Source organism: Listeria rocourtiae FSL F6-920 (genome assembly GCF_000525975.1).
In the GTDB taxonomy this organism is placed as follows: domain Bacteria; phylum Bacillota; class Bacilli; order Lactobacillales; family Listeriaceae; genus Listeria_A; species Listeria_A rocourtiae.
Map to the genome: position 1 here is coordinate 132,099 of NZ_AODK01000006.1, position 14,773 is coordinate 146,871.

Genomic DNA, 14,773 nt, shown 5'->3' on the forward strand with positions numbered 1-14,773 from the left:
TTATTTATATTATAGTCTCCTACCTTCATTCCACAAAATGAATAGATTGAAACTTAATATATATAGAAAAAACGAAGATTAATGATTTTGCTGAAACGCTTTGTTGAGGGTTTTCGACTGCTTCAACAGAAATAAAATCGTATCATTAATAAATTTAATAACTTCGGGATTCAGAAGCTTACCATCTAGTTCTATGCTGTCTTCAAAACGAAGGTGTTGTCTAATTTGTTCGAGCTTTTTTGCGATATCTGGATGCTTTTCAATTTCACTCGGCTTGTAATCAGAATCATCTTTTTGACCAACAAGATAATCAACAGAAACATCAAATAGCATAGAAATATGGCGCAACATGTCAATGTCAGGCTCGCGAATGCCGTATTCCCAATTACCGTATGTTGATGTTGCATTTAGACCGAGCCGCCTTGCGGTCTCTGCTTTTGACCAGCCTTTTTGCTCTCTTAAAATGGTTAATCGATGGTTTAACTTTGGCATCTTAATCACTCCTTTTAGAAGTTATTATATCATAACTTACACAATACAGCTATTTTGTTACACAAAATGAATTATATGAGTTTGACATAAACCATTAGAGTTGATATTATTATTTTATAAACACAAATTGAGTAGAATGGAGCGATTCATATGAAAGCAATTGCAGACAAGAAAATCAATTGGGCGAAAGTAAGAAAGAGAAGAGAATCTCTAGGTATTTCGCAAGCGTTTATTTCAAGGAAGCTTGGCTATAAGTACAGTTCTGGATACTCTAATCTCGAGAAGGGAATGGTTCGATTAACGGCGGAGAAAGCGGCAGTTCTAGCAGAGATTTTACGCTGTAAGCAAGAAGATTTTTTCAAATAGTCCCCGTCAAATCGTCACAATTTGTTACGCTCAGACTGTAGGAAAGCTACTTACATGGTGTCCCACAGAATTCCAACGTGCAATAAATGATTAGCTTTTAGGCGAAAGTAAGTACCAGCACGAAGCATACGAATGTTTGTCGATATCTGGGCGTGACGAGTTGTCACGTTTTTTTTTTTGTGTCCAAAAAAATAAAACAAAAAAAAGAATTTCAACTAGACAAAAAATCGTGTAAAATAGAGTCAAATGAAGACGCGAAAAGGAATGTTTAAATAGATTAAAGCGTTATGCATTATAAAAATGGACTTATTCCGTGAGGGGTTTTTATGTTATGAAAGAGTCAGATATTATTTTCCCTACTATTGTAAGGCAGTTTCTAAAGAATGGCATCCGGATTCTGAGTGAAGATGAGGAATACACAGTACAGAAATTTTTAGAACAGGCATATGTGGAGCAACCGTGCAATGAAGAAGTAGTCTATGCACTTATTAAATTTTACAATGCTAAACAAGCTTTTGAAGAAGCAAAAGAGGTGGGGCAGGCTTTCTTAATGATGGATGGCTGTAATAAGTCTATACTAGGAGAACTGTCGGCTACTTATTTAGCTGTAAACGAAATGGACACGTACTTTAGTTTGGTGAAACAGCATCTAGAAAAAGAGGCACAATTGAATGATTTTGAAACAAATGGAATGCAAGAAGAAAGTAATGTTATTCCGTTTCCCAAAAAAATCAAGCCGAGACGAAGTATTACGAATTTTTTTTTGAGTGGGGGACATCGGAGCAATTGGAATTTCTTCAACAGGCTCGTTTTCATGATGTTGAACCTTACGTAGAGTCTTTCGCTTTATTTTTAAAAGATGCTACAACCTCACCGTACGTAAAATCAATGGTTTTTGAACTACTGCAGGAAAAAAAAGTGGATAAGAGTTTTTTAGTGAAGAAGGTCGGAATGGAAGAGCAGGTAAATCCGAGTGACACCTCGCTTCTGGGTGATGGAGCTTTTATTAAAGAACTAATCGAAAAGTTAGTATGTCGTTGGGAGCATTCCAACCCAAGCCTTTTAGAACAGCTACAAGCGATTGTGCAACAACACCTTTTTCTCATGTACCCGTTTCAATTTCCGATTACTGATACCGAGCTTTGGAGCGAAGCGTATAGCAAGTGGTTGTCACAGATGTACGGCGAATTTTGGCGTGATAACCCTGATATAAATCAGCAAGAGCTAATAGAAGCAATCAAATTTATTGAGAAAATAGAGCAAGCACAGCAAAATTATCTGCTTTAACTAGTGGATAGTAGTTTTCAAGTAGATAAGTTTTATGTTATTATGGTGAGTGTGACTGAAATAAGTATTGAGGAATCAAGACTAATAACCAGTAAATAGATGTATGGAGGGAATACCATGTCAGTAAAGTGGGAAAAAAAAGAAGGTAATGTTGGTACATTAACTTTCGAAATCAACCAAGATCAAATTAAAGTAGGGATGGATAAAGCATTCCAGAAAGTTCGTAAAAATCTAAATGTACCAGGCTTTCGTAAAGGAAAAGTGCCGCGTCAAATTTTCAATCAACGTTTTGGAGAAGAAGCATTGTATCAAGATGCTCTAGATATCATGTTGCCAGAGATTTATGCAGCAGCTGTCGAAGAATCTGGAATTGATCCAGTAGACAACCCGCAAATCAATGTAGAATCTATGGAAAAAGATGCAGCTTGGGTATTGACAGCAGAAGTAACTGTGAAACCTGAAGTGAAATTAGGCGACTATAAAGGTGTCGAAGTCGAAGCACGAGACGCGAAATTAACAGACGAAGAAGTGGATGCTGAACTTAAGAGCATGCAAGAACGTCAAGCGGAATTAGTTGTTCGTGAAGATGCACCTGCTGAAGATGGCGATACAGTTGTTCTTGATTTTGAAGGATTTAAAGATGGTGTTGCTTTTGAAGGTGGACAAGCAGACAATCACTCATTAGAGCTGGGTTCAGGATCATTCATCCCTGGGTTTGAGGAGCAGGTAGTAGGCTTAAAAGCTGGTGAAGAAAAAGATATCGAATTAACGTTCCCAGAAGAATATCATGCAGAAGACCTTGCTGGTCAAGACGTTGTATTTAAAATCAAAGTGCATGAAGTAAAAACAAAAGAAGTTCCAGAACTTGATGATGAGCTTGCAAAAGACATTGACGAAGAAGTGGAAACACTCGTTGAATTAAAAGAAAAAGTAACAAAACGCCTACAGGAAGCAAAAGAAGAGAGCGTAAAACAAGCGAAACAAAATGATGCAATTGCAAAAGCTGTAGAAAATGCAGAAGTGGAAATTCCGCACGCAATGATTCATCATGAAGCAGATCACATGATGAACCATTTTGCGCAAGATTTACAAGCACAAGGCCTAACTCCTGAGCTTTACTATCAATTCACTGGTCAAACAGAAGAAGCGATGCATGCACAAATGGAAACAGACGCTGAAAAACGCGTAAAAACAAATCTTGTTCTTGAAGCTATTGCTGAAGCTGAAGGCATTACGCCAGCAGAGGCAGACATTGAGGAAGAAGTAAAAACGCTTGCTGACAAATACAGCATGGAAGTAGAAGCAGTTCGTGCAGCATTAGGCGATATGAACGAATTGAAATCTGACCTTAAAATCCGTAAAGCGATTGATCTTTTAGTAGAAAATGCAAAAGAAGTGGAAGCAGCGGAGTAATTTTAAGAAACAAGACAATTCGCTAGTATGTTTGAGAAGGGGCATGAGTTTCGACTTGTGCCCTTTGTTTTGTTGCGACTCTTACGAAGCGAATTGTGCTGAGATAGAGTCGCAATATGCATGAGAACGAAGAGAGCATGTAACCCTCAATAGACTCTTACGAAGCGAATTGTGCTGATTAGCTCCACAACATACACGAAAACATGGCAAGTATGCAATCCGCTCAATGTTTCTTAATAGCATTTCTCACAAACTAGTGATATGATAAACGGACATAGGCTTGTTTTATAAGACATAGAGCTTATGAAAACACTTAATTAGAAGGGGTGAAAACCTTGTTCAAATTTAATGACGAAAAAGGAACGTTGAAATGCTCTTTTTGTGGCAAAACACAAGACCAAGTTCGCAAATTAGTTGCAGGACCGGGCGTGTATATTTGTGACGAGTGCATCGAATTATGTAACGAAATAATTGAAGAAGAATTAAATGTGTCTGAATTTGTAGACTTTGGCGATGTGCCGAAACCTCAAGAGATTCGCCGCATTTTAAGCGATTACGTCATCGGTCAAGATCGTGCCAAAAAAGCATTGGCAGTTGCGGTGTATAATCACTATAAGCGTATTAACTCTAACGAAAAATCAGATGATGCAGTAGAGTTATCTAAAAGTAATATTTGTCTCATCGGCCCAACTGGTAGTGGTAAAACATTGCTAGCACAGACACTTGCTAGACTTCTGAATGTACCGTTTGCAATTGCAGATGCTACGAGTTTGACAGAGGCAGGGTATGTCGGCGAAGATGTCGAGAATATTCTGTTAAAATTGATACAAGCGGCTGATTTTGATGTAGAACGCGCTGAAAAAGGTATTATTTACATTGATGAAATCGATAAAGTAGCACGCAAATCAGAGAATCCATCCATTACGCGTGATGTTTCTGGTGAAGGTGTACAACAAGCATTACTAAAAATTTTAGAAGGAACGGTTGCAAGTGTTCCCCCACAAGGCGGACGTAAGCACCCACATCAGGAATTCATTCAAATTGATACAGGGAATATTCTGTTCATCGTTGGTGGTGCTTTTGATGGCGTGGAGCAAATTGTTAAGAATCGCCTTGGTGAAAAGGTTATCGGTTTTGGCACAGAGAATGAGCAGTTGAAAGAGAATGAAACGTATCTTTCCAAAGTTGTGCCTGAAGATTTATTGAAATTCGGTCTTATTCCTGAATTTATTGGTCGCTTACCTGTTATTGCAACGCTTGAGCAATTGGATGAAGAGACTCTAATCTCGATTTTAACACAGCCAAAAAACGCTCTTGTGAAGCAGTATCAAAAAATGCTGGAACTTGACGATGTAGAGCTTGAGTTTACAGACGAAGCTTTATCTGAGATTTCCAAAGAAGCGATTGCTCGTAAGACTGGAGCACGCGGACTTCGCTCAATTATTGAGCATATTATGCTGGAAGTTATGTTTGAGATTCCTTCTCGTGATGATATCAAGAAATGTATCATTACGAAAGAAGCGGTTACCGGTGACGCTGAGCCGCAGCTACAATTAGAAGATGGTTCTATTATACCAATTAAAACATCAGCTTGATGGAGTTGAAAACGCTAAGTCCAGATTGTGGATTTTAGCGTTTTTCTTTTTAGGAATTGGGTAAACAGTAGGTAAGATAGAGTTAGTATATTAGAAATAGATTAGAATTACTCGAGCACGGTATATTTTGCTGTTTTTTTTTAAAGTGTTTCATGCTATACTTTAACTTGTGTTTAGTAGTAATTGTAGAGAGGAACTAGAGGATATGGATAGTGAGACTAATGAGACTAAAAAAAACTGGTCGTGGCAAAGGTAAGGCAATATGGGGATGGGTTCAAGTAATCCTTGTGGCTGTAATTCTTTCTATGGCACTTCGCTATTTTGTGATTTCACCAGTTACAGTTTTTGGAGATTCTATGTACCCAACGTTGCATGATGGAGAGCACTTATTTATTAATAAAGTAACGGGGCCTGATCGATTTGATATCATCGTTTTTCCAGCTCCTGATGAGAAGGACACAGAATATATTAAGCGTGTGATTGGTTTGCCAGGAGACACAGTAGAATATAAAGAAGATCAACTGTATATCAATGGTAAAAAAATACGACGAACCTTATTTAGATGAGGCAAAGAAAGATTTGACGAATGGTTATTTAACAACACTAAATGATGGTGCACAAGGTAATCCAAACTTCTCGTTAGGAACTATTCCAGCGTGTGGTGGAGCGACAAAGGTACCAGAAGGTAAATTATTCGTGCTGGGTGATAATCGTCCAATAAGTAAGGATAGTCGCTATATCGGCTTTATTGACGAAGATAAAGTGTTAGGAAAAGTCATTTCATTTGGAAAATCGTTACAAAAATAAGGAATACGGATTTATATCAGTTTTTTGAAAAAAGTTTGTGCAGTATGTGCAAGCTTTTTTTTATTTGTTTAGTGTATACTTAGAACTACGAGAATTAAGAAAATGATAAGTCTAGCAAGTGGTTTAGGGGAGATGGCAATTTGAGTGAAAAGACTTTAAAATTAGTATGGAGCTGGACTTGGGCGATTGTATTAGGTGTATTTTTAACGGTACTAATCCGTTTTTACTTTTTTGTGCCTGTGATGGTTGATGGTTCGTCAATGATGCCAACGTTGCATGATGGCGACCGTGTCATTATTAACCGCTTCGGGAATGTGAATCGCTTTGATGTAGTTATTTTTAAAGAGGATGACCGTGAATATGTGAAGCGAGTTATTGGAGTGCCAGGAGATAAGATAACGTATAAGAATGACGAGTTATTTATCAACGGGGAAAAGCAGGAAGAGCCCTACCTAGACGAGTATAAGAAGCAATTGGGCAATGCTTTATTGACGGATGATTTTAGTACAGAAGGCGTGCTTCCTGGTGGTGTTGTGCCAAAAGGAACAGTATTTGTTTTGGGGGACAACCGGCGTGCTAGTAAGGATAGCCGTATTATGGGGCCAATTCCTGAGTCGAAAATACTTGGGACTACCCCAATCTGCTATTGGCCGCTGGAGCATGCGAAGTTTATACGATAAAAAGGAGTTTATTATGACAATACAATGGTTTCCGGGTCATATGGCAAAGGCCCGTCGTGAAGTAACAGAGAAATTGAAATTAGTGGATGTAATTTTTGAACTGGTGGATGCAAGAATTCCTTATTCTTCGTCTAACCCAATGCTAGAAGAGATTATTCACCAGAAGAAGCGCGTAATCATATTGAATAAAGCAGATACGGCTGATGAGAAAGTGACACAGGAATGGATTGATCATTTTGCTGAGCGTGGGTTGCCAGCAGTTGCAGTGAATGCGCAAGAAGGTAAAGGAATGCATAAAATCGAGCGAGCTGCTGAGGCTTTGATGGCGGAAAAATTTGAACGTCAGCGTAGCCGTGGCATGAAACCAAGAGCGATTCGAGCGATGATTTTAGGTATTCCAAATGTCGGAAAATCGACGTTGATTAATCGCCTAGTAAAGAAAAATATCGCAAAAACAGGAAATAAACCTGGTGTAACGAAAGCGCAGCAATGGATTAAAGTCGGAAAAACGTTGGAATTACTCGATACGCCTGGGATTTTATGGCCAAAATTTGAAGATCAGCGTGTGGGCTATAAGCTGGCTTTGACAGGTGCAATTAAAGATGATTTGTTGCATATGGAGGAAGTTGCTGGATTTGGTTTGCGGTTTTTAGAAGAGAATTATCCAGAAAAGCTACATAATTGGCTACAAATCGAGGTTTTACCAGAGGAAACAACAGAAGTACTTGCAATGATTGCTGAGCGTCGAGGTATTTTTGATCGATATCGTGACCCGGATTATTCGCGGGCAGCTGAACTATTAGTTAGAGAGATGCGACAAGAGAAAATGGGGCGTGTTTCCTTTGATTTTCCAAGTGATTTGATAGCGGAGGACGATGCGAATGGCCGAGAAAATAGCGATAATTAAAGAACGATTGAAATCAGTGACATCCGAGTCAGATCCATTTTTTCAATCCTGCCTTTTGGATGAGCGAAAAGGGGTAGCGAAATTAGTTTCTTCGTTCAGGCGGGAACAGATGAAAAAAGAGGCACTACTGACGCAGCTGGAGGACATGAAGTACTATGAAAAAGAAGCGAGAGCTAAGGGGTTTAAGGTAATAGCTGGGGTTGATGAAGTTGGTCGTGGTCCACTCGCTGGACCAGTGGTCGCTGCTGCAGTCATTTTACCAGCTGATTTTGATGTTATTGGGGTCAATGATTCCAAACAGTTGAACGAGGCGAAACGTGAGCAATTATTTGAGGATATTTTGGCTAAGGCATTAGCTATTGGAATAGGTGTTAAGTCTCATGAAATTATTGATGCGGTGAATATTTACGAAGCGACAAAGTTAGCGATGGTTGATGCGATTGATTCGCTAGGGCTGGTACCTGATTTTTGTTTGATAGATGCGATGCCTTTAAATCATTGTAAACACGAGCTTTCCTTAATAAAAGGAGATAGTAAAAGCGTATCAATTGCAGCGGCCTCAATCATTGCCAAAGTCACACGCGATAGAATGATGGTGGCGTTTGATTCAGAATTTCCTGGTTACGGTTTTGTAAATAATATGGGGTACGGAACGAAAGTGCACTTAGAAGGGCTTGCTAAGCAAGGAGTTTGTCCTATTCATCGTTTAACTTTTGCACCAGTGAAAAATATTTTTTTAGCCCATAAAGGGTAGTTGAAAAAGCAGTGGAATAGCTAAGATTATCTTTTCAAATAAGGAGAGATGATTTTGCTGTTTGAAACTGCTTTTTTCCATTGTTAACACAATTTACAAAAACGCAAAGGAGGAATAAGATAGGAGAAACGCAAAGGAGAGGACAGAGCATGAAAAATTGGTTACTGCAGATGAAATATTGTTCAGTGGTGTCTGTTAAACAATTAGGCAAGTTATGGCGAGAGCTTCCTAAAGAACAATTGAAAAGAATGGAAGCAGTGGAAATAGCAGAATATTTAGCGTTGCCTGCGCAACAAAGCGAGCGGTTTAAACGGGAATTTTTTGAATTCTGCTTATCAGACGTATTAGTAGAGCTGGAGCATTATAAAATTCAGCTAGTCTCTATTGAAGACTTGCTCTACCCTGAATTGCTACAAGAAATATATGATCCACCACTACTTTTGTTCGCTAAAGGTGACACATCTTTGCTAGCGTCAGAAAAGTTAGCCATTGTAGGAACACGAAAGATGACGGATTATGGGAAGCAGATAATTAATCAACTTGTTGCGCCACTGTGTCAAGAATCGTTGACAATTGTTAGCGGATTAGCAGTGGGGATTGATGCTGAGTCACACCGTGAAGCTTTGCGCGTTGGAGGAAGAACAATTGCGGTAATTGGTAGTGGCTTTTTACAATTCTACCCTCTTGAAAATAAGCTGTTATTTGAAAAAATAGTAAGGAATGACCTTGTATTGAGCGAGTATGCTCCACATATTACGGCACGCAAATGGCATTTTCCAGAACGAAATCGAATTATTAGCGGTTTATCTTTGGGGACATTAATTGTACAAGCAGAAAAAAGAAGTGGCTCTCTTATCACAGCAGATGCTACCTTGAATCAAAACCGAGAAGTATTTGCAGTTCCTGGAAGTGTTTTTCAGCCTAGTTCTGCTGGGACGAATAAATTGATTCAAGAAGGAGCAAAGTTAGTAATGGAAGCTTCTGATATAATGGAAGAATTGTGCTAATTAGGATAAAATTCTACATTTTAAGTGATTAGACTTGCATTTCTCGTGTATTTGATATAAGTTGGCTAGAGAATCATCGTTATTCCACATGTGCAAAAAAGTAATTGGAATAAAATGAATTGACAAATAGCACAACTAAGGATAACATTTACTACTGATTACAAGTTTCGTTATGTAATTAGAGTTGGAGACTATTTAAAATCGGAAGCTGATTGTCAGAAAAATACTCTGGCGCGCTCCGCCGTCTTAAATGCGTATCCCAAATTAGGGAGGAATGAACAATGGCTGATTATTTAGTAATAGTAGAATCACCCGCAAAAGCGAAGACAATTGAAAAGTACCTTGGCAAGAAATATAAAGTAAAAGCCTCCATGGGACATCTTCGGGATTTACCAAAGAGCCAAATGGGAGTAGATACGGAAAATAATTTTGAACCGCGCTACATCACGATTCGTGGTAAGGGACCTATTTTAAAAGAATTAAAGCAAGCTGCAAAAAAAGCGAAAAAAGTCTATCTTGCAGCCGATCCGGATCGCGAGGGTGAAGCAATCGCTTGGCACCTTGCGACAAGCCTTGGTTTAGACCAAACAGATGATTTACGGGTTGTTTTCAATGAAATCACGAAAGATGCTGTGAAAGAATCATTTAAACATCCGCGTAAGATTGATATGGATTTAGTAGATGCACAACAAGCGCGTCGCATTTTAGATCGATTAGTAGGATACAATATTAGCCCGATTCTATGGAAGAAAGTGAAAAAAGGTTTGAGTGCTGGTCGTGTTCAATCCGTTGCGCTTAAACTTGTTATCGATCGTGAGAACGAAATTAAAGCCTTTGTGCCAGAAGAATATTGGACAATTGATGGCAATTTCAAAAAAGGTAAAAAAGAGTTTCAAGCTAATTTTTATGGTATAAATGGGAAGAAAAAGAAACTATCCACAGTGGATGATGTGAAAGAAGTCATGTCTACAATTAAAGGCAAACAGTTCGAAGTCATAGATGTAGTAAAGAAAGAACGACTACGAAACCCGGCAGCCCCATTCACAACATCTTCGTTACAACAGGAAGCGGCACGCAAACTTAACTTCCGCACACGTAAAACAATGATGTTAGCACAACAGCTTTATGAAGGGATTGCTCTAGGACGTCAAGGAACGGTCGGTTTGATTACGTATATGCGTACAGACTCTACACGTATTTCAGATACAGCTATTCAAGAGGCATCTACATTCATTACAGAAACATACGGTAAAGAATTTGGGCGAATCCAAAAGAGGAATGATAAGAAAGCTAAAGCGTCCCAAGATGCGCATGAAGCTATCCGGCCAACAAGCGCTATGCGTTCACCACAAGATGTGAAAGAGTATCTGAGTCGTGATCAATTACGCCTATATCGTTTAATTTGGGAACGTTTTATAGCGAGTCAAATGGCTCCAGCAGTTTTGGATACGATGCGCGTTGATTTAGATAATAATAGTGTGATGTTTCGAGCGAATGGTTCGAAAATAAAATTTGCTGGATTTATGAAAGTATATGTGGAAAGTAACGATGACAATAAAGAGGAGAAAGAAAATATCTTGCCCGACCTGAAAAAGGGGGATAAAGTAGAGTCCCAATCGCTCGAGCAACGCCAACATTTCACGCAGCCACCGCCACGTTTTACAGAGGCAAGGTTGGTAAAAACGTTGGAAGAGGTAGGGATAGGAAGGCCATCAACTTATTCGCCTACACTTGATACAATTCAGCGTCGTAATTACGTATCGTTGGACAATAAACGCTTCGTCCCAACAGAGTTAGGTGAGATTGTGCATGAATTGATTCGAGATTACTTCCCTGAAATACTAGATGTCCAGTTTACGGCTAACATGGAAGCAGAATTGGATGAAGTCGAGCATGGAGCAATACAATGGGTAAAAGTTATCGACCAGTTTTATCAAGGTTTTGAGAAGAACGTGGAACGTGCGGATAAAGAGATGGAAAAAATTGAAATTAAAGATGAGCCAGCAGGAATCGACTGTGACCTGTGCGGGGCGCCAATGGTTTTCAAAATGGGTAAGTACGGCAAATTTTTGGCTTGTAGTCGCTTCCCAGATTGCCGCAATACAAAGCCCATTGTTAAAGAAATTGGTGTGACTTGTCCAAAATGTAATGAAGGTCAGGTAATTGAACGTAAGAGTAAAAAGAAACGGATTTTCTATGGTTGCGATCGGTATCCCGCATGCGATTATGTTTCTTGGGATAAACCAATTGCACGGCCGTGTCCGAAATGTAATGAAAAGGCACTTGTTGAGAAGAAACTTAAAAAAGGCGTGCAGATTCAATGTACGAACTGTGATTATAAAGAACAACCACAACAATAGAATGAGTTATAAAATAGCTAGACACAATAGCAACAAGCGATTAATCGCGCGTTGCTATTGTTCTGAATTGGAGGATGAAAATGGATAAGAAAGTAAATGTAATTGGTGCTGGTTTAGCAGGAAGTGAAGCGGCTTGGCAACTTGCAAAACGTGGTATTAAAGTAGATTTATACGAAATGCGTCCTGTAAAGCAAACACCAGCACATCATACAGATAAATTTGCAGAGCTGGTTTGTAGTAATTCACTACGTGCGAACACGATGACGAATGCAGTTGGTGTTATTAAAGAGGAGATGCGATTGCTTGACTCGATTATTATCGAAGCAGCAGATCAAGCATCTGTACCAGCTGGTGGAGCTCTTGCTGTTGACCGCCATGAATTCTCAAATTACGTGACAGAAAAAGTGAAAGAGCATCCGAATGTAACAGTGTACCATGAAGAAATAACAGAGATACCTGATGGCCCAACAATTATTGCAACTGGGCCACTTACAAGTGAAGCATTAGCTGGTAAAATTAAAGAGCTTACAGGCGAAGAGTATTTATATTTTTATGATGCTGCTGCTCCAATTATTGAACAAGATAGTATTGATATGGATAAAGTGTACTTGAAATCTAGATACGACAAAGGAGAAGCTGCTTATTTAAACTGCCCGATGACAGAAGAAGAGTTTAATGCATTCCATGAAGCATTGGTAACCGCGGAAACGGCCGAATTAAAAGAGTTCGAAAAAGAAATTTTCTTTGAGGGTTGTATGCCAATTGAAGTCATGGCAAAGCGTGGCATTAAAACAATGTTATTCGGTCCGATGAAGCCAGTTGGATTAGAAGATCCAAAGACTGGTAAGCGCCCATATGCCGTATTGCAGTTGCGTCAAGACGATGCGGCGGGAACGCTATACAACATGGTAGGCTTCCAAACACACCTGAAATGGGGCGATCAAAAACGTGTATTTCAAATGATTCCAGGTTTAGAAAATGCAGAAATCGTTCGCTATGGCGTGATGCATCGCAATACTTTCATTAACTCACCAAAAGTTTTGTTACCAACCTATCAATTAAAAGCTCGTCCGGAACTATTTTTTGCTGGGCAAATGACAGGTGTAGAGGGGTATGTTGAGTCAGCGGCTAGCGGTTTGGCTGCAGGGATTAATGCAGCGCGCCTCGTTTTAGGAGAGGAGTTAGTAGTGTTTCCCCCTGAAACGGCGATTGGGAGTATGGCATATTACATTACGAACACGAATACAAAAACGTTCCAACCGATGAATGTGAACTTTGGATTATTCCCAGACTTGCCAACAAGAATTCGAAATAAACAAGAACGAAATGAGCAACATGCGAATCGAGCAATTGAAGCTGTGAAGGAAGTAATTCCAAAACTATAAAAAAATGAAGCGGTACGGCTTTGGTGAAACGGAGCCGTATTGTCTTGCTTTAAAATATAAAAGGAAAATATTTCTGATAGAATATAAACAAAATAAAAAAAAGTATTATTTTTTTTATCGCATTAGAACTAGTTTCATCCTTTAATTTACACTTTCTCGGTTCAATTCGAAAGGTTGCGAAAAATGTATAAAATTATTGCAACATCATACCATGTGTGATACGATGGACTTGTTTGAGAGGTGTATAAATGTGGTGACTGGGCGAAATTGGGAGCAGGATTTTAGCAATTATTTAAGTGCTGAGCGCAATTATTCAGAACATACTAATATTAATTATCTTCATGATATTCGCGACTTTCGTTCATTTATGGTAGAAGAAGCCATTAATCATTTTACAGATGTAACATACACGGAGGTCAGATTATATCTCACATACTTACGCAAGCTGGAATTTGCCCGTTCAACAGTAGCTCGAAAAATTTCAAGTTTGCGCAGTTTCTATGCTTTTTTAGTAAGAGAGAAAGGGATGACTGATAATCCGTTTGCGTTTGTTTCGCATGCGAAGAAACAGTTGCGATTGCCGAAATTTTTTTATTCTAAAGAAATGGAGGCGCTATTTGATGTCGTTTACGCGAATAATAATCCATTGATTTTGCGAGATCGTGCTTTGCTTGAATTGTTATACGCTACTGGAATTCGGGTGAGTGAGTGTGCTGGGATTTTATTGCCTGACATCGATCAAACCTATCAAACTATTTTGATACGAGGAAAAGGGAATAAGGAGCGGTATGTTCCGTTTGGGGCTTTTGCGTTAGACGCTGTGAATGATTATACAAAAGGTGGGCGTGATATATTAATGGAACATCATGCGAAAGAACACCAAGCGCTACTAATTAATCATTACGGCGATCCGTTGACAGCGAGGGGTATTCGTTATTGTTTGAGCAAAGTAATCGAGAAAGCTTCTCTTACAAGAAAGATTCATCCTCATATGTTACGCCATACATTTGCGACGGACTTGTTAAACAACGGTGCTGATATGCGAACAGTACAAGAATTGTTGGGACATGCTAGTCTTTCCTCAACGCAGATTTATACACATATTACGAAGGAGCATTTGAAGGAAACGTATATGAAGCATCATCCAAGAGCTTAATTTTTAAGAAATGGAGGCGTATCGAAATTGACAACGATTTTTGCAATTCGTCACAATGGCAAATCTGCTATGGCTGGGGACGGACAAGTAACATTAGGAAATTCTGTAGTGATGAAGCATACGGCTAAGAAGGTAAGACGCCTTTTTCATGATAGAGTGGTTGCTGGGTTTGCTGGTTCTGTTGCAGATGCTTTTACGCTTTTTGAAAAGTTTGAAGGGAAGCTAAATGAATATAATGGCAATTTAGAGCGAGCTGCAGTTGAATTAGCGAAGCAGTGGCGTAGTGATAATGTTTTGCGCAAACTAGAGGCGATGTTAATTGTCATGAACGATGAGAAGCTGTTATTGGTTTCGGGAACGGGTGAAGTTATTGAGCCTGACGACGGAATTCTTGCTATCGGTTCTGGTGGAAATTACGCATTGGCTGCTGGGCGAGCTATGAAGCGTTTCGATGGTGAGCGACTGGAAGCAAAGGAAATTGCGAAAAACGCGCTAGATATTGCATCTGAAATTTGTGTATTTACGAATGATAATATTATTGTAGAACAAGTGTGAGGAGGGGCT

At 39.2% G+C, this 14,773-nt stretch carries 14 protein-coding genes and 1 pseudogene; 14 read left to right on the forward strand and 1 reads right to left on the reverse strand.

Features of this window, described 5'->3' with window-relative positions; genetic code table 11:
* Positions 1-78: 78 nt before the first annotated feature.
* Positions 79-492, reverse strand: a complete 414-nt coding sequence (locus PROCOU_RS02735; RefSeq protein ID WP_036069492.1) for a helix-turn-helix domain-containing protein — start codon at positions 490-492, stop codon at positions 79-81.
* Between the two features lie 150 nt (positions 493-642).
* Between PROCOU_RS02735 and PROCOU_RS02740 the strand changes: the two genes are divergently transcribed.
* The 14 genes and pseudogenes from PROCOU_RS02740 (at position 643) to hslV (ending at position 14,764) form a co-directional block, all read left to right on the forward strand.
* Positions 643-858, forward strand: a complete 216-nt coding sequence (locus PROCOU_RS02740) for a helix-turn-helix domain-containing protein (RefSeq protein WP_036069493.1) — start codon at positions 643-645, stop codon at positions 856-858.
* Between the two features lie 331 nt (positions 859-1,189).
* Entirely contained in the window at positions 1,190-1,693 is a 504-nt protein-coding gene (locus tag PROCOU_RS16315) for a hypothetical protein (protein ID WP_051994138.1), read from the forward strand.
* Positions 1,694-1,776: 83 nt separating this feature from the next.
* Positions 1,777-2,145, forward strand: coding sequence for a hypothetical protein (locus PROCOU_RS16320; protein WP_149023609.1), 369 nt, complete (start codon positions 1,777-1,779; stop codon positions 2,143-2,145).
* A gap of 117 nt (positions 2,146-2,262) precedes the next feature.
* Positions 2,263-3,558, forward strand: a complete 1,296-nt coding sequence (tig, locus tag PROCOU_RS02750; protein WP_036069495.1) for a trigger factor — start codon at positions 2,263-2,265, stop codon at positions 3,556-3,558.
* 335 nt (positions 3,559-3,893) lie between these two features.
* Positions 3,894-5,153, forward strand: coding sequence for an ATP-dependent protease ATP-binding subunit ClpX (gene clpX / locus PROCOU_RS02755; protein ID WP_036069496.1), 1,260 nt, complete (start codon positions 3,894-3,896; stop codon positions 5,151-5,153).
* A gap of 221 nt (positions 5,154-5,374) precedes the next feature.
* Positions 5,375-5,960 (forward strand): annotated as a pseudogene (sipX, locus tag PROCOU_RS02760) (type I signal peptidase SipX).
* A 140-nt stretch (positions 5,961-6,100) separates the two neighbouring features.
* Positions 6,101-6,640, forward strand: coding sequence for a type I signal peptidase SipZ (gene sipZ, locus PROCOU_RS02765; RefSeq protein ID WP_036069497.1), 540 nt, complete (start codon positions 6,101-6,103; stop codon positions 6,638-6,640).
* Positions 6,641-6,653: 13 nt separating this feature from the next.
* Positions 6,654-7,547 carry a ribosome biogenesis GTPase YlqF gene (ylqF, locus tag PROCOU_RS02770; protein ID WP_036069498.1) on the forward strand — a complete coding sequence of 298 codons (894 nt, stop codon included), beginning with the start codon at positions 6,654-6,656 and terminating at the stop codon, positions 7,545-7,547.
* On the forward strand, positions 7,522-8,301 hold the full coding sequence (locus tag PROCOU_RS02775) for a ribonuclease HII (RefSeq protein WP_036069499.1): 780 nt from the start codon (positions 7,522-7,524) through the stop codon (positions 8,299-8,301). Before ylqF ends, PROCOU_RS02775 begins: the two co-directional genes overlap by 26 nt.
* 149 nt (positions 8,302-8,450) lie before the next feature.
* Positions 8,451-9,308, forward strand: coding sequence for a DNA-processing protein DprA (gene dprA, locus PROCOU_RS02780; RefSeq protein ID WP_036069501.1), 858 nt, complete (start codon positions 8,451-8,453; stop codon positions 9,306-9,308).
* 281 nt (positions 9,309-9,589) lie between these two features.
* Complete coding sequence (gene topA / locus PROCOU_RS02785) at positions 9,590-11,668, forward strand: type I DNA topoisomerase (protein ID WP_036069502.1); 2,079 nt, start codon at positions 9,590-9,592, stop codon at positions 11,666-11,668.
* Positions 11,669-11,748: 80 nt separating this feature from the next.
* Complete coding sequence (gene trmFO, locus PROCOU_RS02790; RefSeq protein ID WP_036069503.1) at positions 11,749-13,053, forward strand: FADH(2)-oxidizing methylenetetrahydrofolate--tRNA-(uracil(54)-C(5))-methyltransferase TrmFO; 1,305 nt, start codon at positions 11,749-11,751, stop codon at positions 13,051-13,053.
* 250 nt (positions 13,054-13,303) lie between these two features.
* A complete protein-coding gene (gene xerC / locus PROCOU_RS02795) occupies positions 13,304-14,209 on the forward strand; it encodes a tyrosine recombinase XerC (RefSeq protein ID WP_424960706.1) in 906 nt (301 codons plus the stop codon).
* A gap of 27 nt (positions 14,210-14,236) precedes the next feature.
* Entirely contained in the window at positions 14,237-14,764 is a 528-nt protein-coding gene (gene hslV / locus PROCOU_RS02800; protein ID WP_036069505.1) for an HslVU peptidase proteolytic subunit, read from the forward strand.
* Positions 14,765-14,773 lie beyond the last annotated feature (9 nt).

Bases quoted from the DNA above. Each gene is read 5' to 3' on its own strand.
- ylqF (WP_036069498.1), top strand. From the start codon at position 6,654: ATGACAATACAATGGTTTCCGGGTCATATGGCAAAGGCCCGTCGTGAA.
- topA (WP_036069502.1), top strand. From the start codon at position 9,590: ATGGCTGATTATTTAGTAATAGTAGAATCACCCGCAAAAGCGAAGACA.
- PROCOU_RS02775 (WP_036069499.1), top strand. From the start codon at position 7,522: ATGGCCGAGAAAATAGCGATAATTAAAGAACGATTGAAATCAGTGACA.
- tig (WP_036069495.1), top strand. From the start codon at position 2,263: ATGTCAGTAAAGTGGGAAAAAAAAGAAGGTAATGTTGGTACATTAACT.
- trmFO (WP_036069503.1), top strand. From the start codon at position 11,749: ATGGATAAGAAAGTAAATGTAATTGGTGCTGGTTTAGCAGGAAGTGAA.
- PROCOU_RS16315 (WP_051994138.1), top strand. From the start codon at position 1,190: ATGAAAGAGTCAGATATTATTTTCCCTACTATTGTAAGGCAGTTTCTA.
- PROCOU_RS02740 (WP_036069493.1), top strand. From the start codon at position 643: ATGAAAGCAATTGCAGACAAGAAAATCAATTGGGCGAAAGTAAGAAAG.
- dprA (WP_036069501.1), top strand. From the start codon at position 8,451: ATGAAAAATTGGTTACTGCAGATGAAATATTGTTCAGTGGTGTCTGTT.
- PROCOU_RS02735 (WP_036069492.1), bottom strand. From the start codon at position 492: ATGCCAAAGTTAAACCATCGATTAACCATTTTAAGAGAGCAAAAAGGC.